Source organism: Citrifermentans bemidjiense Bem (assembly GCF_000020725.1).
Taxonomy (GTDB): Bacteria; Desulfobacterota; Desulfuromonadia; order Geobacterales; family Geobacteraceae; genus Geomonas; species Geomonas bemidjiensis.
Genome location: NC_011146.1, coordinates 2,856,314 through 2,879,491, shown reverse-complemented (window position 1 = coordinate 2,879,491; position 23,178 = coordinate 2,856,314). Strand labels below are relative to the sequence as shown.

Genomic DNA, 23,178 nt, shown 5'->3' with positions numbered 1-23,178 from the left:
CCTGAGGCTACACGGTATAACAAAGTTGCTTTAAGAAGAGTAGAGAGGGCGGCCAACTGAAATGAACAACGACGATTTCCTCCAAAAACCGCTGAAGATCGACAACCGCCCCATGTGGCTGATCCTGCTGGACCGTACCGCCCGCTACCAGGTCATGGCGGCGGTGGTGCTGGTGGTAGGACTCCTGATCCGCCTTTCCCCGCCCGACGGCCTTTCGGTCGAGGGGTACCGCTCGCTGGTGCTCTTCGGCGGCACCATATTCTTCTGGGTTTCGGGGCTCCTCCCCATCGCGGTGACCGCGCTTCTCTCCATGGTGATGCTGCCGCTTTTGGGCATCATGGACGCCAAGAAGACCTACTCCATGTTCGGCAACGAGGCGGTGTTCTTCATCCTGGGCGCCTTCATCCTGGCGGCGGCGATGACCGGGACCGGGATTTCCACCCGCCTTGCCCGCGCCATGCTCGCCAAGTTCGGCAGGACCCCAAAAAGCCTCGCGCTCACCGTGTTCCTCCTCTCGGCCTTTCTCTCCTTCGTCATGAGCGAGCACGCGGTCGCCGCCATGCTGTTCCCGGTGATCACCGAGATAACGGTGGCTCTCAACCTGGAGAAGGGGAAAAGCAGGTTCGGGCAGCTCCTCTTCATGTCCATGGCCTGGGGCTGCATCATCGGCGGCATCGCCACCTTCCTTGGCGGTGCGCGCGCGCCCCTTGCTGCGGGGCTCTTGAAGGAGTCGACCGGTCTTCATTTCACCTTCATAGAGTGGAGCTCCGCCGCGTGCCTCATCGTTTTCCCGCTCTTGTTCATCGGCTACTTCGTGCTGGTGAAGTTCTTCCCCCCGGACATCCTGGACGTGGAAGTGGGCCGGAAGTTCCTGAACGGCAAGCGCCTGGAGACCGGGAAGATGGGGTACGACGAGATGCTTACCGCGCTGGTCATGGTCGTCACCGTCGTCTGCTGGATGACGCTGGGCGAGAAAACCGGCCTGGCCGCCATCGCCATACTGGGAGCCGCGGCGCTCTTCACCTTCAAGGTCGTCACTTGGCAGAAGATCGAGGAGTACGTCAACTGGGGGATCATCCTCATGTACGGCGGGACCATAGCGCTCGCCTCAGCCCTGGAGAAGACCGGCGCGGCGGTCTGGCTGGTGAATAAGGGGCTCGGAAACACGGAGCACTCGCCGCTGGCCATCATCGCCGTAGTTTCCCTGGTCGCCATCATCCTTACCGAGTGCATCAGCCACGCGGCCGTGGTGGCCATCCTGATGCCGGTCGGCATGGGGCTTTGCCACAGCACCGGGATGGACCCGAAGGTGATGACCCTTTCCATCGCGCTCCCGGCCGGTCTTGCCTACTGCCTGCCGATGGGAACGCCGGCAACTGCCATCGCCTATGCCTCGGGTTATCTCAAGAGCCGCGACATCATTGTCTCAGGCTGCGTGATCATGTTTATCTCGTGGTTGTTGTTCATGGCGTCTGTGCTCTTTGTCTGGCCCTTGATAGGTTTGAAAATTTAGCGTGGCACATGCCACCGAAAAACTGTATAAGCAGGAGGTGCGTCAGATTCAATTCTCTTTGAGGACGAGCCATGATTTCAAAGAAGACCAAGTACGGGCTGAAGGCACTTATCTACCTGGCCCGCCGCTATGACAAAGGTCCCATCCTTATCGCAGACCTCGCGCGCGACGAAAACCTTCCCAAGAAGTTCCTCGAGAACATACTGTTGTCCCTGAAGAACAACGGCATCCTGCAAAGCCGGAAAGGTAAGGGGGGAGGCTACTTCTTAGGCAGGCATCCCGGCAAGATCACCTTCGGGCAGGCGATAAGGGTGATGGAAGGGCCGCTGGCGCCTGTCCCCTGCGTCAGCGAGACCGCCTACGCCAAGTGCACCGAGTGCGAGAACGAGCTTACCTGCGGCATCAGGCTGGTGATGAAAGACGTGCGGGATGCGATGGCGGTGATCTTGGACGGGACCACCCTTGCCGACGTTTTGGAGAAGATCGACACCGCCGAGCAGGGGCAGCGCGGCGTACTGGACTTCTGCATCTGATCCCCCGGCGGAGGTTGGCGGCACATGCGATTTGACGTCGTGGGGCTCGGAGTATCTACTGTCGATCTCATCTTCACCGTGGATCAACTCCCCGGCAGCGAGATGGTGCAAAGGGCGGGAGAGTGCGTGATAGCGGGAGGCGGACCGGTAGCGACCGCGATGGTGACACTGGCGAGGCTGGGCGCCGCCACTGCCATGCTGGACAGCATCGGGAGCGACTTCTTCGGGAGCTTCATACGGAGTGAATTCGCCGCCGAGGGGGTAGATACCGGCGGGCTGGTCGTAGCCCCGGGACGGACCAGTTCTAAGGCATCGATACTGGTGCGAAAGGAGGACGGCGCCCGCGCCATAACCTTCTCCCCCGGCGACGCACCCGAGCTTACCCCCGGCGGCGTCCGGGCCGACATCATCCGTGCCTCCAAAATACTGCACCTGAACGGCCGTCATTGGGACGCCTGCCTCCACGCCGCAAGGCTCGCCAAGGAAGCAGGCGTTTTGGTTTCCTTCGACGGCGGTGCCCACCGCTACGACCCTCAACACCGCAGCATCCTTCCACAAGTAGACATCTGCATCGCAGCCCACAACTACGCCGCTGCCTTTGCCGGCACCGAAGACGTTGCCCAGGCGGCTAAAGCCCTTCTCGAAGCAGGCCCGCGCATCGTCGTCGTCACGCAGGGGGCGGCGGGGAGCCGGGTATTCTCGCATGAGGGGGAAGCCTTTCACCAGCAGGCATACCGGGTGGACCGTGTGGTAGACACCACAGGAGCGGGTGACGCCTATCACGGCGCCTTTCTCTACGGCCTTGCCCGCGGGTTTGCGCTGGAAGAGTCGGCAAGGTTTGCCAGCGCCGTTGCCGCCCTCAACACGCGCGCGCTCGGCGGACGGGCCGCGCTTCCCACGCTTGTCGAAGTAGAGACGATGCTGCAGCAGTAACCTTTCTGAATCGGCCGCCCCCACGCTGTCCTCGACCAACGCTCCGCCAGATCTCCCCCTCCCGCCAGGGAGGGGGGACTTTTCGGCGACTGCAACATCCTAGTGCTGCCCATCACCGCAGATCTCCCCCTCCCTTGACGGGAGGGGGCAGGGGGGTGGGTGACCTTGCCCCCTACCCCCACCCCCTAACCCCACACCCGCCAGGGGAGTGGGGACTTTTCGGTGACCGCAACATCCTAGTGCTGCCCATCATCTCTTTTTCCGGCTGGTTCGGGGAGCAGGAAAGCCAGCACCGTGGCGCAGGCGGTGAGCGTCCCGGCTATGAGGTAGGGGGTGGTGAAGGCGCCGGTGGACTTGGCGATCATCCCGGCTCCGGCCGGGCCGATCACCTGCCCCAATCCGAAGAATATGGTGATGGTGCCGAAGGCTGCGGAAGCCCGGTTCAGCCCAAGATAGTCGCCGACCGCGGCGGCCATGATGGCGGGGATGGCAAACACCGCGCAGCCGTACAGCACGAGCGACATGGTGAGGCCCGGGATCCCGGCCTTGAGGCCCGCCAACAGGTAGGCGACGGTCTGAACGGTGAAGACGAGGGCAAGGCCCCGGCGCCTGCCGATGCGGTCGGACAGGGTGCCGAAGCCGATGCCGGAGAAAAAGCTGAAGAAGCCGACCCAGGACCAGTAAAGCCCTGCGCGCGCCTCGCTTAGCCCGTACTCCCGCACCATAGTGGTGACGATGAAGGTGCCGTACACCATGAAGGTGGCGCCGAAGACGAGGTAGAGAATTCCCAGCCGGAACAGGACGGAGCCGTCACCCTTGTGCTCGCGGTGGATAAACTGCTCCGGGGACGCGTCCACGAGCCTTCCCACCGGCTCAAGTCCCAGGTCGGAAGGGTGGTTTCGCAGCAAAGCCGCGGTGACGAGGGCGATGCCGAGGCATATCGCCCCCAGCATCATCCAGCCGGCGCGCCAGCCGTCGGCACCGAAGCTGCGATTGAGTGCGGGGACGAGAACTCCGGCGAGGATGATCCCTATCCCGTTCCCGGCGATGGCAAGGCCCGCTGCCTTGCCGCGGTGCTCGCTGCGGAACCAGAAGGTGACCAGTGCCATGAGGGGGATGTTGGTGAATCCGCTTCCCATCCCCACCAACGCGTACAGGGCGAAGATGGGGAGAAACGAGGTGCAAAGGCCGATGCCCATCATGCCGAGGCCGATGACGAGCAGGGCCGAAGCCGCCATCCACCGGGGAGCCAGCCGCCCCAGCAACTTTGGCGCCGCCAGGACCGAGGCAAGGTAGCCGACGAAATTCGCCGTGCCGATGAACCCCATCCGGTCGTAGCTGAGGTTAAGGCCCGCCTGCATGCCGGGGATGAGCATGGAGTAGGCGTAACGGGCCAGGCCGAAGCAGGAAAAAAGGCCCAGGGCGCTGGTGGCGACGATGATCCAGCCGTAGTGGACTTTGGCCGTGAGAGGTGAGGTGGTTTTAGTCATGAAGATGTCTCGTCCTTTGCCGCAGCAGTTGTCGGGGTCCATCTGATGGTGAGGACGGTCGCTCGGGATAGGCAGTGCCACCGGTGATACAGACCCTCCCCCCAGGCGGCGAAGTCGCCGTGCCGCTTGAGTAGCACGCTCTGCACCTCTTCCGAGGGGAAGTCGGGGGATGGCGAGAATTCGATCCGGAAAGCGGAGTCGGCGCTGACCAAAATGGAAACAGTCCTCCCCTCGCTGACGGGCTTAGAGTTGCCGCTTTCGTCGCCGGAAGGGTGATCGTACCACTTGGCGCAGAGCCCGGTGAGCGCTTCCCCTTTGGGGACGTGCAGCAGGCCCGACGGGTCGTTCAGCGTCCAGTCGCTGAAGCCGAGAAACCAGCCGGTGCCGTGGGTCTCGGCGTCGTAGGCGTTGCCCGTCCGGATCTTCACGGCTCACCCGCCGCGGAATCAGAGCGAGGTTCAGCGCCAGGCGAAAACTGCGCTTGGAGCGCTGTCCCGGCAGGCGGCACGGGGAAGCTGAGCCAAGGGGGAACCGGGCAGCCGATGGCGTCGGCTACGGCCCTGAAGAGCTCGACCTCGTCCACGTTCACCACCTGGTCGTGCACCATGCACTCAAGGCAGGCCCCGAGAAGCTTTCGCTTGATCAGCGGACTGGCGCCGTCGAGGGCCGACAGGGCGGCCGTCAACGCTTTCGAGCTGCACTCAGCTCCAGGTAGGAAAGCGAACTCGGCTTTGGGCTCATTCAGGAGGCAGACCCCCTTGGCGAAGGCCTCTGCCGCGGCGCCCTCGTCCTTGTTGCCGACGCGCGCCATGGTGGAAAGGATGCAGGAACATTCTTTTTGCACGCCGCGGACCCCGTAGATCTGGACCGTGCGCAAAGGGGAGGGGAAAAAGTGCGGTTGCAGGTGGCGCTGCATCAGGTGGCGCAAGGCCAGTTCGAAGACGCTCAGCCGCCGGTCTGCAGCGGCAAGCGCATCGGCGGTCTTTTGGAGCCGTGCGAACTCCTCGGCGTTAAGGCGGCGCAGCGCCGGAAGCGAGAGGTCGAGAAGCGGCAAACGGGCTTGTGGGGGAAGGAACTGCAGGTCCGGGGCGATCCGGGTGACTTCCTGCGCCAGGTGATCGCCTTCCAGTGTCGCGACCGCTTCCATCTGCCGCTTTCGCGTTTCCTGGTCGGAGTTCAGCAATAGACAGTAGATGACGGCACGTGCCGCGACGGGATCGTGCGTTGCGGCGAGAAGAGGCGCAGGGAGCTCTGAAAGCAGCCGGCCTGCCAGGTCGAGGTGCTGCTGCATCGGCTCCCCGACGCTGTTCAGCAGTGCGTTGACGGCTGCTCCCGAGTACTCCTGAACCGGTTTGGGCTGAGGAGGCCGCTTAAGCAGATGCTTCGCCTCTTCCACTGGCACGGGGAGAGGGGTGACCTTGGGATAAATCCCGTTGAAGCGGGGTTCCAGGAGCCGGATCCGCTCTTTCAAAGGGGGATGGGTGTCTAGTGCCGCAAGCCAAGCGTCGCTGATGCCGTTACTGAAGAACATGTGGCTCATCTCGCCGCTGCGGGGATGTACCAGTTGCGAGCCGGTAGCAAGCCCCCCTATTTTTTTCAGCGCTCCTGCCAAACCGCCCGGGTTCCTGCTGAACTGCACCGCAGAGGCGTCAGCCAGATACTCACGCTGCCGCGACACGGCGCATTTGATCAGCTGCGCCAGAAAATGCCCCAGATAGCCGATGGTGTAGAGGGCGAAACCGGCGAGGAGGATAGCCCCGCCGCCGCGTCCCCTGTTGTGGCGCATCCCCTCCAGCATCGCCCTCCCGGTTTGTCCCACCGCCTGAATCCCCCCCAGCCAGCACAGCAGGCGGAGGTTCAAAAGGATGTCCCCGTTGAGGATGTGGCTGAACTCGTGGGCCATGACCCCCTGCAGCTCGTCGCGGCTGAGCAGTTCAACCGCGCCGCGCGTCACGCAGATCACCGCGTCGCTGGTGCCGAAACCCGCGGCAAAGGCGTTGATCCCCCGCTCATGCTCCATGAGGTAGAGGTCGGGGACAGGTATCCCCGAGGCGATGGCCATTTCCTCCATCACGTTACGAAGCAAGCGCTCGCGCGGCTCGTTTGTCTGAGGAATGACCAGCCGCGCGCCCAAGGCCTTGGCCAGGGCCGCGCCCCCTTCGCGCAGTTCCATCATCTTCCAGATGGAGATGGCCGCGATAAAGGAGAGCGACACAGCAGAGCTCCAGAAAAACGCCTGCGCGTGCCAGAGGCTCGCACTCCGTCCGTGTTTGAACTCGTGGAACCAAAGGGACAAAGCGACCACCAGGTAGACGCCCAGCACCACCGCGATAACGGCCAGGGCGAAGAGAAAGAGCAGCCGGCCGGTATTGCGGCGGGCGTTCTCCTGTCTGGCGAAGAAATCGTTCATCGCTTCTTAGCCTTTGGCGAAGGAAACGCGCGGCGCCTCGCGCTCGGCCTCTTTTATTTCCAAAAGGCTCGCCTGCTTGAATCCGAAGTAGCCGGCGATGATGGAGGCAGGGAAGACTTCGCAAGAGGTGTTGTAGCCGGTGACGGAGTCGTTGAAGGCCTGGCGGGCGAAGGCGACCCGGTTCTCCGTCGAGGTGATCTCTTCGCTCAGTTGCATCATGGTCTGATTTGCCTTGAGGTCTGGGTAGGCCTCGGCGAGCGCAAAGAGCCTGCCCAGGGCCCCGGTGAGGACATTCTCGGCGCCTGCCAGCTGCGCCATTGCGCGCGCTTCCCCGGGGGCTCCCGCCGCCTGTTTTACCGACGCCGCCGCTTGGTTCCTAGCGGTGATAACAGCCTCCAGTGTTTCCCGCTCGTGGGTCATGTACGCCTTCGCCGTCTCTACCAGGTTCGGGATCAGGTCGTAGCGCCTTTTCAACTGCACGTCGATCTGGGAGAAGGCGTTTTTGAACTGGTTGCGCAGCTTTACCAGCGAGTTGTAGCTGGAGATCGCGTACAGCACGGTGAGGACGATCAGGGCGAGCAGTATCAGAACAAAGAGGGAAAGTGGGTCCATAGTTCGTGTCTCCTTATGGTTACCCCTCGCCCTCAGAGGGGCGGGGGTGAGGGCGTGCGTCGGAAGCTAAACTACAGCTTCAAAGGTACTCCTCGAAATAGTCGAGGTCCTTGTGGAAAGTCTCCTGTAGCAGGGAGAGGCTTATCAGCGCGATGACGAGGCAAAGCGCCCCGACGGCCAAGGCGCCCATTTCCAGTCCGAGGACCTTTCTCGCCGCCTGGAACAGCATGGTGATGGGGATGGTCATGCCGCGCACGAAGTTGGGGACGGTAGTGGCGACGGTGGCCCTCAGGTTGGTTCCGAACTGCTCGGCCGCCACGGTGACGAAGATGGCCCAGTAGCCGATACCGAAGCCAAGGAGTCCGCAGATGATGTAGAAGGAGCCGGCTGTAACCTTGGCGGCGCTGAAGTATCCGGCCACTGCCGCGACCGTGAGCAGCAGGAAAAGGAGCACCACTTTCTTGCGGCTTTTCAGCAGCTGGCTCAAGAGCCCGCTCACGAGATCTCCGGCCACGAGCCCCATGTAGCAGTACATGACGGCGTTGCCTGCGTTAACCGGTCCCTGGACCGCGAGGGCTCTTGCGAATTCGGGGGAGAAGGTGATCAGGACCCCCACCACGAACCAGGAGGGGAGGCCGATCAGGATGGAGTTCATGAAGCGGCCGAATCGGTCGCGCGAGGTGAAGAGGGCGAGGAAGTTTCCCTTGGCGACTTCCTTTGATTCCATCCCCTTGAACATCCCGGATTCCGCGACGGCGACCCGCAGCAGCAGGAGCATGAGCCCCAGGATGCCCCCGATGACGAATGCGGTGCGCCAATCGAACTCCTTGGCGACGATGTTGGCGAGGATGGCTCCCGATACCCCGACCGTAGCCACGATCATGGTGCCGTAACCCCTGATGGAGCGGTGCAGCACCTCGCTCACCAGGGTGATGCCGGCGCCGAGTTCGCCGGCGAGTCCCACCCCAGCCATGAAACGGAGAAAGGCGTAGGCCTCGATGGAGTTGGCCATGCCGTTGGCAAGATTCGCTATAGAGTAGATGAAGATAGAGCCGAACATGATTTTGAGGCGACCCTTTCTGTCGCCGAGGACCCCCCAGAGGATGCCGCCCAGCAGCATGCCCGCCATCTGCATGTTGAGCAGGAACACCCCCTTGTCGATCAGTTCTTGCCCGGAGAGCCCGATCCCCTTCAGGCTCGGGACCCTGACGATGCTGAACAGTACCAGGTCATATATGTCGACGAAGTACCCGAGGGCCGCCACTATCACCGGCAAGCCGAATACCTGCCGAATTGCCACTTTCGTGCTCTCTTCACTGGATGTCATCCGCAACTCCCGTTGTTGTCACAGTAAAAAAAGCCGCCCATCAGCTTTGCTGAAACAGGCGGCTCTGTCTTTGCTCATAGATTGCCCTGTCTTGGCTTAGGACAGGTTTCAGAACCAGTTCTAATACACTCCTTAACGCCGGGAAGTCAATTAGATTTGATGCACCATCTCCTTTGTGGTGACTATCTTGGCATAAGGGATCGCAAGCGCAGCCATAAAGGAGGCGTGCACATCGGCAGCCTTGACCGTCCGTCCCTGGAACTGCAGGTCCCTGGTAGCGCAGGCGTCTGCGACGACGGTGCAGTTAAAGCCCAAATCGAACGCCGCCCTGGTCGTCGCGTCTATGCACATGTGGCTCATCGCCCCGCAGATCACCAGGTCCTTCACCTGCCGGGCCGCGAGCAGCTCAAGAAGCGAAGTACCGCGGAAGCTGTTGGGGAAGTTCTTGACCACGATCGATTCGCCGGCCACAGGCTCCGCCACCGGGTTGATCTCGGCGCCGTCGGTGCCGGGCACGAAGAAGGTCGCACCCGGGCGCGCGGCGATGTGCTGGATATGGATGACCGGGGTCCCGCTCTTTCTCGCCTGCTCCAGTAGGAGCTTCGCGTTGGCGGTGGCTTCCACCATCCCTACGAGTTCCATGCTGCCGCCTGGGAAGTAATCGTTTTGCAGGTCGACCAGGATCAGGCAAGTTGCGTTCTCTGCTTCGCTCTCCATCGTTGCCTGGCTCATGGTTGCACCAGCCGCGCGCCGAGCGCGAACGCCTTCTTGCAGTCTTCGGGAAACTGCTTCTGGTACCGTTCGCGTCTTTGCGCCGGATCGAAGTAGTTGAAGACCACCTTGTCGTAGTCCTCGAACTGCAGCGTCTCGTTGGCGCAGAGCGTTTCGCAGGCGGCGAAGTTACGTGCGAGGACCCCCTCGTTGAGGCCGATGTGGATAGGGTAGGAGTACTGCTTCATGATCTCTTCGGAGACGTTCATGGTGTAGATGAACCCCGTGCGGATGCGGCGGGGAAAGAGCGTCGTCGGCGGGTTGCTGTACACCAGGTACTGGAAGAGGAGCCGCTCCATGAACGAGTGCATCTCTCCGGTCACCGTTCCAAAGTACACCGGGGAGCCGAGTACGAAGGCGTCGGCAGCGGCGATTCTATCCAGCACAGGGGTGAGCTCGTCCCGCATGGCGCACTTGCCGTAGCTCTTGCCACCCTTGAGCTTGCAGGCGAAGCAGCTGATGCATCCCTTGTAGTTCAAGTCGTACAGATGAATCAGTTCCGTCTCGGCACCGGCCGAAGCCGCCCCTTCGAGAGCCTTCTCCAGCAGGGTTGCCGTGTTCCACTTTTTCCTCGGGCTGCCGTTGATCGCGATTATCTTCATCTATCGTCCCGCCTGTCGTTACTGCGACTCTTTGCCTACAGCGTGACCAGCCGTTGGTTCATCTTTTGTCCCAGTTGATCTCTCAACTGCAGGATGTTGGCGGCGTTCCCCGTCACTTTCTCGGAGAGGACGTTCTCGCAGGTCTCCACTTTTATCACGCGGCAGATGACGTTGGCCTCGCTGTCGATGACCTCCACGTTGCCGAGAATGACGAACTTTGCGCCGATCGCCTTCCCTATGTTTTGCGCGGTGGTAGTGTCCAAGATCCCGCTGTTGCTGGACTTGATCTCACTGAGAGCCTTGTCGACCGTGTTCCTGTCGATGATCTTGATGTCCTCGCTTTTCATGAGGTAGCAGGTGAGATCGTCGGAGAAACCTTGGCTCATATGGTCGTACTTGTTTTGGGCGGCGTGGATGGTGAAGGGCAGGACGGCGATGGTGTCGTTTTTGGCCAGGTGCAGCTTCTTGTCGACGCTGAGTGCGGGAGCGTTGGCGTCAACCGCTGCGGCGATCTTGACTTCAGGTTCTTTGGCGCCTGCTGCGGCAGGAGCCGGGGCCTTTGCCACAACGGTCGGAGAAAGTGGGACCATGAGGGTGTCGTCCATCTTCCACATCGCGCCCGTGGCGGGGTCGACGATCAGCAGCCCTATCACCCCCCCGAACACAATGTTGCCCCAGTACCAACCGTTCATGTGCGCGGAAAGCTCGCTGCGCCCTGGATCAAATCCATCCTTATTGCACGAGATAGAGTATTTGGCCTTCGAGAAGAATCCGTTTCCTGACTCTACTGTCACAATCATAGGAGTCTCGCCGGATTGAATCGCTATACCCTTGTTGTTTGTGACCACGCATTTAGCGCCTGCGGGGTTGGATTGAATACTAACCGGCCAGCTCGACTTACTGACGATGCTGGCGCAGCCGGTGAGTGTGACAATCATTGCAGCAGAAAGGGCTTTGACAGCGATATTCTTCATTGATGCTCCTTCGGGAGAGATTTGGGCAGGCGACGAATCGGAGCAATATAGAGTAAGAGTTAATTTTAGTCAACGTTGGCGGAACAAAAAAAGGGGGAAAGGCTACTTTTTGATTTCAAAAAGTAGCCTGTCCCCCTTTGTGAGTATTTTGTCTAAGACTGTATTTTCATTACTTTTTTAGGTCTTCCCTGCCCTTTGAGGGTCGAACTCAGCCCATGCTGCTCACTGGTTTTGTGCACCCATTCCTCCTCGCCGAACGGAGCACGCTTCGCCACGCTTTTACGGAGTTTTTCTAGCTCAATGCTTGTCAGCGGTAAATCTGTGTAGCTAGACCACGCATCGGGCAGCGCTATAGGAAGATCGCTTATTGTTCCGTTTCCGGCACCTTTTAGCCTGTCCCGGTGTGATGACCACCGCCAATCTTTTGCTGATTTGACCAACCCCGCGCGAACGGGGTTTCCCTCAATATAGCGGGCAACTGTCAGTAGGTGCACATCGTTCTGTACGATAAAGCTTTTGAACCTGTCTTGCCATACGTGGCCGCTTGTTCCGTAGTGTTGATGATACCGTCTGACATGGCAGGTGGTGAGCCATTGCATGAACTTGCTCAATGCCTCACCCTTTTCCGGTTCTACCAATATGTGAAAGTGGTTTGGCATGAGGCAGTATGCAAAGATCCTCACATCGAATTGTTCCATTGATTCCGTTAGCAGCTTTACGAAGGAGTAGTAGTCTCCCTGTTTATGAAAGACTTCCTCCCTGCTGTTGCCACGGTTAAGCACATGGTAGATGAAGCCGTCATTCAGACCTCTGGCTATCCTCGGCATAGTACCTCCACAAGTGGACGTCCCCGGTGATGCCATCGAAATGGAAAGGGGGACAGGCTACTTTTTCAAAAGAAAAAGTAGCCTGTCCCCTTTTAAAGTCAACTACCTCCGCAATAGCGCCAGCAGCTCTTCTGCGCTGATTCGGCCGCTCAGGTCGCTTTCGTCGAGGAGGCTGTCGGCAAGGCCGCGCTTTTGCTGGTGCAGGCCGACGATCTTTTCTTCTATGGTCCCCCTGGTCACCAGGCGGTAGATGGTGACGGGGCGCTGCTGACCGATCCGGTGGGCACGGTCGGAGGCCTGGTCCTCGACGGCGGGGTTCCACCAGGGATCCATGTGGATCACGTAGTCGGCGGCGGTCAGGTTGAGGCCGACGCCTCCCGCCTTGAGGCTGATCAGGAACAGGTCGCCGCTGCCGCTTTGGAAGGCGTCGACGCGCTTCTTGCGCTCTTGCGGTGGCGTGCTGCCGTCGAGGTACTGGTACGGGATCCCGTTCTTCTCGACGTACTGCCTGATGAGCTCCAGGTGCCCGACGAACTGGCTGAAGACCAGCGCCTTGTGGCGGTTTTCCCGCAGCTCTTCGACGATTTCTCCGAAGGCGGCGAGTTTGGTGCTCGGGATGGGGGTATCGGGCAGGACCAGGCGCGGGTTGCAGCAGGCGCGGCGCAGCCTCATGATCTCGGCGAGGATCTTCAGGTGCAGCTCTCCTTTCCCCTCGACCTTGCCGACGCCGGCCAAGTTGTCGAGCGCGCTCTTCCTGATCGCCTCGTACAGCGACGCCTCTTCCTCGCTCATCTCCACCTTCATGACGATCTCGGTGCGCGGCGGGAGCTCCTCCAGCACCTGGTTCTTGGTGCGGCGCAGGATGAAGGGCTGGATCAGCTTCTTGAGGCGGGCCCGGGCCTTTTTGTCCTGGCTCTTCTCGATGGGTGCGGCGAACTTGACGTTGAACTGCTTCAGGCTCCCTAGAAGCCCCGGGTTGATGAACCGGAATACGTTCCAGAGTTCCCCTAGGTGGTTCTCGATGGGGGTGCCGGTGGCCACCATCTTGAAGGCGCCCTTAAGCTCCATGGCGGCCTGGCTTCTCTTGGTCGCCATGTTCTTGATCGCCTGCGCCTCATCCAGGATGATCGCCTGCCACGGCACGGCGGCCAAAAGTTCCCCCTCCTGCTGCAAAAGGCCGTAGCTGCAAATGACCAGGTCGAAGGGCTTCAGCTCCTGGAGGAGCTTGGCCCGGTTTTGCCCCCCGAAGACGATTGGGTTCAGGGTGGGCGCGAACTTCAGGGTCTCGCTCTCCCAGTTGAGGCAGACCGAGGTGGGGGCGACCACCAGCGACGGCCCCCCCTCCGCCATGGAGATTATCTGCGCAAGCGCCTGGACCGTCTTCCCCAGTCCCATGTCGTCGGCTAGGCAGGCTCCGACCCCCCAGTGGGCCAGCCGGTTCAGCCAGTTGAACCCTTCTTCCTGGTAGCCGCGCAGCTCGGCCTGCAGCGTGGCGGGGAGCTGGGGGCGGAAGGCCTCTGCCTCGTGCAGCCTTTTCATCTGGCGCTGCCACTGCTGATCCGCCTCGAAGGTCCCGGCCTGCCCGGCGAATTCCTCGAAGACGGGGGAGGCTAAGGGATGGAAGCGGAAGGCGTTGCTGCCATGGGGGTCGGCGCAGGATGCCAGGTCGTCCAGGTGCTTTTTGAGCTGGGCGGAGAGAGCCAGGAAGTCGCCGTCGGCGAGGCGTATGAAGCGGCCGGGGGAATCCTTGGCGAGCTCGACCAGCTGCCGCAGGTCGAGCGAAAGCCCCTCGTTCAGCTTCACTTCCCCCTCCAGCTCGAACCAGTCCTTCGCCTGCTTGATGACCAGCCGGCAGTGCCCGGGGGTGGCGATCTGCTTGATCTTGAAGCGCGCCCCCTCCGGCCAGGAGACGCGCACCGTTTCCCCCAGCGCCTGGAACTGAAGCAGCAGTTCCAGCGACTTCTCCGTCGAGGGGATCAGCCATTCTCCTTCCCATTCCTCGCTTTCGGAAAGGACGGGGAGGGCGGCGACCGCTTCTGCCGCGCGGGTGACTTCCAACTGCAGATCCCGCTTGGCCTGCACCTTTTTCCCTTCGAGGACGGCCATGAGGGTCTCGCCACCGGCGCCGGGGCGGAAAAAAGGGCCGCTTTCGGACAAGGGGCAGACCAGCAGCTCCAGTCTTAATCCGGCCTGGTAGGGGAGGAGATGGAAGCAGGGGGTGCTGTCGCTGGGAACCTGTTCGGTCGTCGCGTCCCCGATGTCCGAGTGCACCGTGACCAGCGAGGAGAGGGAATGGATCGCCGCCAGCGCCTGATTTTTGGCCTGCGCGGGGAGCTTCAGACCGCTGCCGACGATGGTCGCGATGCGTCGGTATTCCTCCTTCACCTGGTACACCTTGAGCCGGGTGGGGGTCTCCTTTTGCAGATGGGTCTTTTGCTCCGGCGCGAACTGGGGGTTGATCTGCAGCGTCAGGGTGTCGCCATCGGTGCTGAGCTGAATTTCGGGCTCGCCGCGCACCAGCTCCAGGTGCACCGTCGCCGCCGGATCGAGGTAGAGCTGTGGGTGCCCGATCATGAGCGGCAGGGCCAGGTCCTGGTTCAGTTCGTAGGAGTCCCGGCCGTAATAGCCGTGGCCGCGCTCCAACTTGATGCAGGCGCAGACGAGCCGGTCCTGCTCGGTGAGGTAGTCAATCCCCGCGGCGTCTTCGGCGAGGCGTTTGAGGGAGATGTTCCGCCCCGAGCTCCATTTGCCGTTCGGCGCCTGCTTTTGCTCGCGCGGCTGGATCTCGAAATAGCCGCGCTTTTCGTCGAAGTGCCAGATGAGGCGGGATTGCGACACCGGCTTTTGCTCTGCCTCTTCCTCTTCGCGGTTCAGCCTGATCAGAGCTTGGAGGGCCGTCTCCCAGAACTCGACTTTGGCTATGGCATGGATCAGGGGAACGAGTCCCTTTTGTTTTTCCCGCTTTGCGTTGGGAGGAGCGGGAGCAGGCGCTACGCCGCATTCGAGCGCGGTCCATTCAAGCTCGTCGGCAAGCCAGAGGTAGCCGGCATCGCGCGCCTTGCCCGCCAGCGGGATCAGCTTTTCACCCTTCTTCCCCGCCTTTTCGGACCCGCACCATTGCAGAGCCATGACGCTGAAAAGAGCGTAGAAGGGGGAGGTGTCGAAGGCTGGGGCGGAGGCGAGCGCTTCCAGGTAGTGCGAGGCCCCCCGCTCTCCGCTTCTCTCCGCGGCGACCTGTTTGAGGATCAGGTAGATGTCCCGGTGGGGCCACTCCTTCTTCGCGAGCACGAAGGCGCAGAACTCTCCCGCCTGGGCCAACGAGCGCTCGTCCCCCGCGGCTATGAGGGCCAGGATGTACAAGGGGCCGGTGATGTTGTCGAAGAAAGTCTTCCTTTTGCCAGTTTCCTTCTTCAGTAGCGCGAGAGCCCCCTCGAACGACGCCACCGACTCCAGGTAGGCGCCGCGCAGCGTCTGGGTCGAAGCGAGGACCGCGGCCTCGGTTGAACTGGCCCCTTCGCTGGAAGCCTTCGCGGCGGCGTCGATCTCCCCGCGCAGCAGCAGTTCCATGCAGAGGACGTCGTAGAGGTCCTGGGTGACCCCCTTTGCCGCGGCGAGTTCGGCGAGGACGGCAAAAGGGGGTTGTGCGGGAAGCAGGTGCTGGCCGGCGTAGGCGAGTATCTCCTTCAACGCTGCCCCCTGCAGCTTTGTGGGGAGCGACCGGAACCATTCGAGGTCGAAGGGGGCGGTGCAGATGGTGACGAAGGGGTGGCAGCGCATCAGGTCGTAGGGGAACTGCCGTTTGAAGCGGGCTTCAGTCTCGAAAGCGAGCTTTTCGTCCTTGGCGTAGAAGGCGATGCGGACGTCGCGCAGGGCGTGCAGTTGGGTGCGGTAGTAGCTGCTCCCCCAGTCCGTTTCCATCGGTATCTCAGCGTGGATGGCGGAGACCATGTGTGGGAAGGCACCCTCGGCGACGGCGCTCAAGGTAGCGACGTGTGCGATATGCATGTCGCAACGGATGCCGTCTTTACCCTGCACCACCAGTTTTTGGTGGGCGAGTTTTTCCAGCATTTCCGACAGCAGCAGTCCGGTGTAAGAGCGACCGCCGGGGGCGGGAGCGCCCAGGCGCCGGACCACGTTGAGGAGGACGTTTTTGGACAGGGGAGCGTAGAGTACGGAAAGGAGTTGCAGCATCGTCCTCTCCTTCGGCGTGCAGGAGAAGAAGGTGTCGAGAAGCTTTTCCGTCAGTTTGGCGGGAGAGGGCAAGGTCGCTCCTGTCATGAAGTCAAAGGCTTTCACCACAGAGGACACAGAGGAAATCAAAACCCACAAACCATTAACATCTTCCGCCAGTCCCCTCTCCCTCTGGGAGAGGGTGCCCGAAGGGCGAGTGAGGGAAGATTTTTGATGCAAATCCCCTCACCCTGACCCTCTCCCAGAGGGAGAGGGGATTGTGGACGCCTGTGGCTGAAGATAATGCCTGATCAGGAATGCCTTTGCAGTTACAGTTTTGTATTTTCCTCTGTGCACCTCTGTGTTCCTCAGTGGTGAGTGCTTTTTGGGGTTAATCCCGGTAGCGCTTGACCAGGTCCTGGTAGGCGTCGATCCTCCTGTCGCGCAGGAAGGGCCAGATGCGGCGCACGTTTTCGCTGCGGCGCAGATCCAGGTCCACGACCAGGAGCTCTTCCTCCTCGCCGCCGCGCGCGAGCAGTTCACCTTGCGGGCCGGCAGCGAAACTGGAGCCCCAGAACTTGATCCCGGCGCCGGCGCCGCTTGGGTCTTCCTCGAAACCGACCCGGTTCACGCTGACTACCGGTATGCCGTTTGCGACGGCATGGGAGCGCTGGATGGTGACCCAGGCGTCGAGCTGCCTTTGCTGCTCGGCCTCCTCGTCCCTCGGGTCCCAGCCGATGGCGGTGGGGTAGATAAGGAGATCCGCACCGGCCAAGGCCATAAGCCTCGCCGCTTCCGGGTACCACTGGTCCCAGCAGACCAAGACGCCGAGCTTGCCCACCGAGGTCTGCACCGGCTCGAAGCCGAGATCGCCGGGGGTGAAGTAGAACTTCTCGTAGAACGCCGGGTCATCGGGGATGTGCATCTTGCGGTACTTCCCGGCGATGCTCCCGTCCTTCTCGATCACGACTGCGGTGTTGTGGTAAAGCCCGGGGGCGCGTTTTTCGAACAGGGAGGTGACGATCACCACGCCAAGCTCGCGGGCCAAGGCCCCGAAATGGTCGGTGGAGGGGCCGGGTATGGACTCGGCCAGGTCGAAGCAGGCGGTATCCTCGGTCTGGCAGAAATAACTGCCGGTGTGGAGTTCCTGCAGCAGCACCAGTTTTGCCCCTTGGGCTGCAGCCTCGCGGATCTGGGCGGAGGTGGCGGCTACCATCTTCTCGCGGTCCGGGCGGAGCGCCTGCTGGACCAGAGCTACTTTCAGTTTCTGCATGTGAATCTCCCTCTATTTCTTCAGGCTTCCCTTGGGGAGCTGCATGGTGACGCAGTGCAGCGAGCCGTGCTGCAGTATGAGCGGCAGGCAGTCTATGCCGACGATCTCGCGCCCGGGGAACGCTTCCCCGACGGCGGCAAGCGCGGCGGCGTCTTTTTCATCCCGGTAGGTCGGTACCAGCACGGCGCCGTTTACCACCAGGAAGTTGGCGTAGGTAGCCGGAAGGCGCTCGCCGTCTTCATCGAACCTGGCGGCGGGCCAGGGGAGGGGGATGGCGCGGTACGGCAGGCCGTCGCGGGTGCGGAAGGAGAGGATCTCCTGCTCCATCGCCGTAAGCGCGGGGTAGTGCTCGTCATCCGGGTCGTCGCAGCGTACGTAGGCGATGGTGTCGTCCGGGCAGAGCCGGGCCAGCGTGTCCACGTGCGAATCGGTGTCGTCGCCGGCCAGGTAGCCGTTGGCGAGCCAGAGGAAACGGTTGCTGCCGAAAAGCCCGTGCAATTCCTCCTCCAGTTCGATGCGGGTCAAGTGCGGGTTCCGGTTGTCGTTCATCAGGCACTCTTCGGTGCTGAGGATGGTGCCCTGGCCGTCGCTCTCGATGCTCCCCCCTTCGAGGATGAGCCCGACCGTGTCGAGCGGCGCCCCCCAAACCCCCAGCCCCTGGAGCCGCTTGTTGATCCTGTTGTCCAGGTCGGAGGGGAACTTGAGGCCCCAGCCGTTGAAACCGAAGTTGAGCAGCCTGAGCGCGCCATGATCCTCGACGGTGATCGGGCCGAAGTCCCGGGCCCAGGTGTCGTTGGTGTCCAGCTGGTGGATCCGGACCCTTTCCAGGTTTGCGCCGCAGGCGGCGAGCTTTTCCCGTACAAGGTCGGGGTCGGCGGCCGCAACGACGGCGGTCTCGAAACGGCTTATCTGCGTCACTATCTCTGCGAAAACCGGCTCCACCGCATCCAGGTACGGCGCCCAGTCGCTGTCTTCGTGCGGCCAGGCGAGGAGCACCCCGTCCTGCGGTTCCCATTCTGCCGGCAATCTTCTGGTGTCTTCCAATCTCTGCTCCTGAAGGGAAAATTGCTGTTAATCAACGCGGTTACCCGTTGAGCTCAAGCCATGAAAAACTAGCATACCGGGTGAAGCCAATGCAAGCCAAAAGGGGGCGCAACCTAATGAAACCCGTTGCTTCCACTGGCCGTTCCTGTATTATGCCTGTCACTGCAAAGAGACCTACTGTTCCAGGAGTTGCCACATGTCCTATCCGGAAACGATCAACCTTCCTTTCAACGCCGAAATCATCAAGTCGAGATTCACGCAGATAAAGCCGAGCGGCGCAGCCGAGGCCGGCCACGGGCACCTGGTGCTGCTGCAGGGGGAGACACTGGTCCTGGAGGGGGAGGGGCTCTTCCGCGGCGAGCTTCCCATTGAGCTCGCCGCCGACGGGGCGCCGCTTCTCTTCGGCACCTGGGATGGGGATCCTGTCCGGGTTTACACCCTGCCCAAGTCTCAGGTGCTCCCAGCCGGGCTCCAGGCGGTGCACTGGACCGCGCTTCCCGACGATCTCGCCACGCTCTACGGCCTCGCCCGCCAGATCCTCTACTGGGAGAAGCTCAGCCGCCACTGCTCTCGCTGCGGCTCTAGCGACATGGAACGCATCTTTCCCACCTGGGGCAAGCGCTGCTCCGGCTGCGGCCACGAGCACTACCCTCATATCCACCCCTGCGTCATCGTCCTCGTTAAACGCGGCGACGAGTTCCTCCTGGTGCGCAAACCCGAGTGGGCCGCCGGGCGCTTCAGCCTGGTTGCCGGTTTCGTCGACTTCGGCGAGTCGCTCGAGGAGTGCGTGGTCAGGGAGGTACAGGAGGAAACGGGCCTTACCGTGGGCGACATCCGCTACATCGGGAGCCAGAACTGGCCTTTCCCCAGCCAGTTGATGGCGGGCTTCGTCGCCAGCTATAAGTCCGGCGACCTGAAGATCGACGGCGACGAGCTAGAGGAGGGGGGGGTGGTTCAGCCGGGATCGCATGCCCGATTCGCTTCCTCCCAGCCGCAGCATCGCGCGCTTCATCATCGACCGTTTTGCGTTAGGAGCGGGTGCTTAAAAAAATCATTAAAGTATTTTCGACCCGATCCGATAGCTTTTTATTAGTACCCCGGAGTAAACAACCCAGGGTCTCCTTTTTCGGGGGGTGGTTGGCGCCATCCCCCATTTTTTATCTCCGCACCGCCTTTCTTCCCTTGGAAAACCTGCCGCTTCCCTCGATCCGCCCGCACATTAACCCCGTTTGCTTTCATCTCTCATGGTGTTGTTGTATTGGAGCGCGCTTTCTGCTAACTTAAACGGTTCGTTAAGCAGCCCCCGGCGGGAGAGCGGATCTGATGGAACTATTGGCTAACCCCCTGCTGCGGCATCTTTCCCAGATGCCGGCCTCAGGCATATACGCACTGGCGGACAAGGTGCACCTCTTCAACGGCTTCGAGCTGTGCAAGAGGAGGCCGGTTACCCGGGTCACCTGGAGCGGGGACGGCTCCGTCCTCACCGTGGAGGTCTCGGATGCCGGCACCTATCAGGTGTCGTTGACCTTGGCCCAGGGGGAGTTTTCCAGTGTCTGCAACTGCGGCACTTGGAGCCCCGGAGGGCGCTGTCCCCACCTGGTCGCCTCCCTCGCCACCGTGAAAAAGGCGCTGGCGCCGGCCTCCTTCCCCATGCTGCAGCTCCCGCAGGACTACCTGGAACAGATCCGCAACCAACTGCTGGGCGTCCCTGCGCTGCGGATGGACGAACTGCACCACCGCCAGTCGGGGGAGGCGCGCTACGCGCTGGTCCTCGACCTGGAACTCGGCTCTCCCCGCCTGCGCCTGACCCATGACCTGATCCCCGCAGCCCTTTTCGATGCAGCGCTTCCTCCCTCGATCCGCGAGTTCCTGAGGTTGATGCAATCCTCCGCCTTGCGCGGCCGTTGCATCGAAGAGTTCATCACCCGCTTCCGCGGCAGATTCCCTATTCTTTACGCCTCCGCTGAAGGGGTCGTCCCCCTCCAGTTCGACCATTCAAGCGATCGTGCCGTTTTGCTGCAACTGGATCTGGAAGGAGACGAGATCGCCGCCAGCTTCTCGCTTGAGGACGGCTCCGCGCCGGATCCGGATTCCTTCGTGCACCAGGGATACTATTTCGACCTCGGCCGCAGGCTGGTGCAGCGGGTGGACGACGCCGGCCTCGTTTTCTACCACTCCCTCTTCGCGCGGGTCGAAGAGGCCATGGGGGTGGCGCCGGCGCGCCACGGGAGCGGATTCCGCTTCCCCGCCCCGCTCTTCAACTCGCTGCAGTTGGATCTGGGCGAGTCGCAGCAGGGGAAGGGGGGCGCCGCCCTGTCGATCTCCGGGGTCCCGGAGCAGCCTCGGCTGGTCCAGCCGCGCTACCGCCTTGATATCGTTGAGCTTGCCGACCCGGTTCCGGTCGTGGCCCAGGGGGTGACCGACGGCGTCATCTTCGGTTTGTCCCCGGTTAGCTTCAAATTCTTCAGCACCCGGGGGCGCGCTACGTTGCCGCAGACCCTCAAGGCGAAAAAACGGGTCATCTCCGTGATCAGGGCCTGTTTCGCCGCTCTTTCGGCAGGGAGCACGGCCGAACGGGAGAGGGTGGTCAGGCAGGCGCTGGACACGCCGGAATTTTTCAAGCGCGGGGTCCGTTCAGAGGCGCGCGCCGCTGTTACCTCCTTCTGCGAGGCGGCCCTCGCCCATGGCGTGGTGCTGCAATTGTCGCAGCAAGGGGAGTGGCTGGCCGTAGAGGTGGACGGGAGACAGCAGGGGCGGCTTTTGCAAATCGCCTGCGACTTTTTCGGCTGCGAGATTTTCTGGCAGGCGGAGCGGCCGGGGGAGATGACGCTTGCGAGAAAGGAGCTGATGAAGAATCTCTCCCGCTTCTGCGACGCCCTCTCCGCGGAGGGGTTCTCGCTCGCCATCGGGGGGGAGGAACTGCAGGCCGTTTCCTGGTCTTTCACGCTGGACGCCACCCGCTCCAGCATCGACTGGTTCGAACTGCGGCCGGAGATCAGCTGCGACGGCGAGACGGTGGACGACGCCGAGCTTGTCCGCGCCCTTCAGGGGGGCGGGATCTTCCGGCGCGGCAACGAGATGGTGATCCTGGACGAGTTGAGCAGCAACACCCTTTCGCTCTTCGGCGCGGCGACGAAGAGGGAGGTGGTCCGAGTGCCGCGCCTGCAGATCCTCGACTGGATCACACTCAGGCGCAGCGGGGTCCGGATCCTTCTTTCCCCCGAGGACGAGCGGATCTTCGAGAGCCTGACCCGTTTCGAGAGCATCCCCAAGCGCCAGGCTCCGGCGAGGCTTTTGGCGACGCTCAGGAACTATCAGCTGGAAGGGTACAGCTGGCTCGCCTTTCTCTACGAGCACCGTTTCGGGGCCTGCCTCGCCGACGACATGGGGCTGGGAAAGACCATCCAGGCCATCGCCCTTCTGGCGGGGATAGCCGAGGGGGATATCCCCTGCGAGCTTCCGACCGGGACGCCGCACCTGGTGGTGGTACCGCCGACCCTCATCTTCAACTGGGAGAACGAGCTGCAGCGCTTTTACCCCGCGCTCAAGGTCGGGGTCTACCGCGGGCAGGGGCGCAGCGCCGAGTTCGCCGGGCTGGACCTGGTGCTTACCAGCTACGGCGTGGTGCAGCGCGATATCGAACAGCTCAGGGAGATCCCGTTCAACGTCATCGTCTTCGACGAGGCTCAGTCGGTGAAGAACATACACGCGGAGACCACCGGCGCCGTGCGCAGGCTCTCCGGAAGGTTCAAGCTCACCCTCACCGGCACTCCGGTCGAGAACCACCTAGGTGAATACTTCTCGGTCATGGACCTGGCGCTTCCCGGGCTTTTAGGCCCCTACGAGCAGTTCCGCAAGGAGATGGGGCGGGAAGGGGGGGACTTCATGGAGAAGCTGATCCGGCGCACCCACCCCTTCATCCTGAGACGGTCGAAGGACATGATCGCCGACGAGCTCCCCCCCAAGGTGGAGACCGACATCTACCTGGAGATGAGCACGAGGCAAAAGGCGCTCTACGCCCGCACCGTCGCCCAGGTGCGGGAAACGGTGGCGCTGGCCTACAGTTCAAAAAGCCCCGGGCAGGCGCGCATCATCGCCCTCACCGCCATCTTGAAGCTGCGCCAGATCTGCCTGAGCTCGAAGCTCATCCTGCCCCAGGCCCCGGACCGTTCCCCAAAGATCGACTTCCTGGTGGACCAGCTGATGGAGCTCTTCGCCGAGGGGCACAGCGTCCTGGTCTTCTCGCAGTTCACCTCGTTTTTGGACATCGTGGAGCAGGGGCTTTCCCAGCACGGCATCGGCTTTTCCAGGTTGGACGGTTCGACCCCGGTCTCGCGCAGGAAGGAGATGGTGCAGAGGTTCCAGGAGTCGGCAGAGCCCGGAGTATTCCTGCTGAGCCTGAAGGCGGGCGGTCGCGGCCTCAACCTGACCCGCGCCTCCTACGTCTTCCACCTGGATCCCTGGTGGAACCCCGCGGTGGAAAGCCAGGCTTCCGACCGCGCGCACCGGATCGGGCAGCAGCGGCAGGTGACCATCACCAGGCTTTTGATGCGGCACAGCATCGAGGAGAAGATGATGGAGCTCAAGAAAAGGAAGCTGAAGCTGTACCGGGCCCTTCTGGAGGAGGCCGAGCACGAGGGGGGCAACGCCATCAGCCGCGAGGATTTCGAATACCTGCTGGGGTAGGGGAATTCAGGGG

At 62.0% G+C, this 23,178-nt stretch carries 17 protein-coding genes; 5 read left to right on the top strand and 12 right to left on the bottom strand.

The window, feature by feature from the left end:
* The first annotated feature begins 61 nt into the window (after window positions 1–61).
* From GBEM_RS12415 to GBEM_RS12405, 3 genes are all read left to right on the top strand, one after another.
* The gene (locus GBEM_RS12415) at window positions 62–1,513 is read left to right on the top strand and encodes a DASS family sodium-coupled anion symporter (protein WP_012530916.1); all 1,452 of its coding nucleotides are present in this window, start codon (window positions 62–64) and stop codon (window positions 1,511–1,513) included.
* Window positions 1,514–1,584: 71 nt separating this feature from the next.
* Window positions 1,585–2,046, top strand: coding sequence for an RrF2 family transcriptional regulator (locus GBEM_RS12410; protein ID WP_012530915.1), 462 nt, complete (start codon window positions 1,585–1,587; stop codon window positions 2,044–2,046).
* 24 nt (window positions 2,047–2,070) lie between these two features.
* Complete coding sequence (locus GBEM_RS12405; RefSeq protein WP_012530914.1) at window positions 2,071–2,979, top strand: carbohydrate kinase family protein; 909 nt, start codon at window positions 2,071–2,073, stop codon at window positions 2,977–2,979.
* Between the two features lie 236 nt (window positions 2,980–3,215).
* On the opposite strand, the gene GBEM_RS12400 is transcribed toward GBEM_RS12405, so the two are convergent.
* The 12 genes from GBEM_RS12400 to GBEM_RS12345 form a co-directional block, all read right to left on the bottom strand.
* Window positions 3,216–4,469, bottom strand: a complete 1,254-nt coding sequence (locus GBEM_RS12400; protein WP_012530913.1) for a YbfB/YjiJ family MFS transporter — start codon at window positions 4,467–4,469, stop codon at window positions 3,216–3,218.
* Window positions 4,466–4,897, bottom strand: coding sequence for a hypothetical protein (locus tag GBEM_RS12395; RefSeq protein WP_012530912.1), 432 nt, complete (start codon window positions 4,895–4,897; stop codon window positions 4,466–4,468). The genes GBEM_RS12400 and GBEM_RS12395 overlap by 4 nt, the downstream gene beginning before the upstream one ends.
* The gene (locus tag GBEM_RS12390) at window positions 4,894–6,879 is read right to left on the bottom strand and encodes a M48 family metallopeptidase (RefSeq protein ID WP_012530911.1); all 1,986 of its coding nucleotides are present in this window, start codon (window positions 6,877–6,879) and stop codon (window positions 4,894–4,896) included. The genes GBEM_RS12395 and GBEM_RS12390 overlap by 4 nt, the downstream gene beginning before the upstream one ends.
* A 6-nt stretch (window positions 6,880–6,885) precedes the next feature.
* Window positions 6,886–7,491, bottom strand: a complete 606-nt coding sequence (locus GBEM_RS12385; RefSeq protein ID WP_012530910.1) for a LemA family protein — start codon at window positions 7,489–7,491, stop codon at window positions 6,886–6,888.
* Window positions 7,492–7,570: 79 nt separating this feature from the next.
* The gene (locus GBEM_RS12380) at window positions 7,571–8,818 is read right to left on the bottom strand and encodes an MFS transporter (protein WP_012530909.1); all 1,248 of its coding nucleotides are present in this window, start codon (window positions 8,816–8,818) and stop codon (window positions 7,571–7,573) included.
* Between the two features lie 150 nt (window positions 8,819–8,968).
* On the bottom strand, window positions 8,969–9,550 hold the full coding sequence (locus GBEM_RS12375; protein WP_012530908.1) for a cysteine hydrolase family protein: 582 nt from the start codon (window positions 9,548–9,550) through the stop codon (window positions 8,969–8,971).
* Window positions 9,547–10,191 (bottom strand): flavodoxin family protein, encoded by a 645-nt coding sequence (locus GBEM_RS12370; RefSeq protein WP_012530907.1) that lies wholly within the window; start codon window positions 10,189–10,191, stop codon window positions 9,547–9,549. Before GBEM_RS12370 ends, GBEM_RS12375 begins: the two co-directional genes overlap by 4 nt.
* Window positions 10,192–10,226: 35 nt before the next feature.
* Window positions 10,227–10,883 (bottom strand): CsgG/HfaB family protein, encoded by a 657-nt coding sequence (locus GBEM_RS21490; protein WP_174263189.1) that lies wholly within the window; start codon window positions 10,881–10,883, stop codon window positions 10,227–10,229.
* A 434-nt stretch (window positions 10,884–11,317) separates the two neighbouring features.
* Window positions 11,318–11,992, bottom strand: coding sequence for an REP-associated tyrosine transposase (locus tag GBEM_RS12360; RefSeq protein ID WP_012530905.1), 675 nt, complete (start codon window positions 11,990–11,992; stop codon window positions 11,318–11,320).
* A gap of 102 nt (window positions 11,993–12,094) precedes the next feature.
* Complete coding sequence (locus GBEM_RS12355; protein ID WP_012530904.1) at window positions 12,095–16,255, bottom strand: DEAD/DEAH box helicase; 4,161 nt, start codon at window positions 16,253–16,255, stop codon at window positions 12,095–12,097.
* 298 nt (window positions 16,256–16,553) lie between these two features.
* Window positions 16,554–17,435: a carbon-nitrogen hydrolase gene (locus tag GBEM_RS12350; protein ID WP_012530903.1), complete on the bottom strand. Its 882-nt coding sequence runs from the start codon at window positions 17,433–17,435 to the stop codon at window positions 16,554–16,556.
* Window positions 17,436–17,447: 12 nt separating this feature from the next.
* Window positions 17,448–18,479: an agmatine deiminase family protein gene (locus tag GBEM_RS12345; RefSeq protein WP_012530902.1), complete on the bottom strand. Its 1,032-nt coding sequence runs from the start codon at window positions 18,477–18,479 to the stop codon at window positions 17,448–17,450.
* 196 nt (window positions 18,480–18,675) lie between these two features.
* On the opposite strand from GBEM_RS12345, the gene nudC reads away from it, so the two are divergent.
* Both nudC and GBEM_RS12335 read left to right on the top strand, forming a co-directional pair.
* Window positions 18,676–19,572, top strand: a complete 897-nt coding sequence (gene nudC / locus GBEM_RS12340) for an NAD(+) diphosphatase (RefSeq protein ID WP_012530901.1) — start codon at window positions 18,676–18,678, stop codon at window positions 19,570–19,572.
* A 230-nt stretch (window positions 19,573–19,802) separates the two neighbouring features.
* Window positions 19,803–23,165 (top strand): DEAD/DEAH box helicase, encoded by a 3,363-nt coding sequence (locus tag GBEM_RS12335; protein ID WP_012530900.1) that lies wholly within the window; start codon window positions 19,803–19,805, stop codon window positions 23,163–23,165.
* Window positions 23,166–23,178 lie beyond the last annotated feature (13 nt).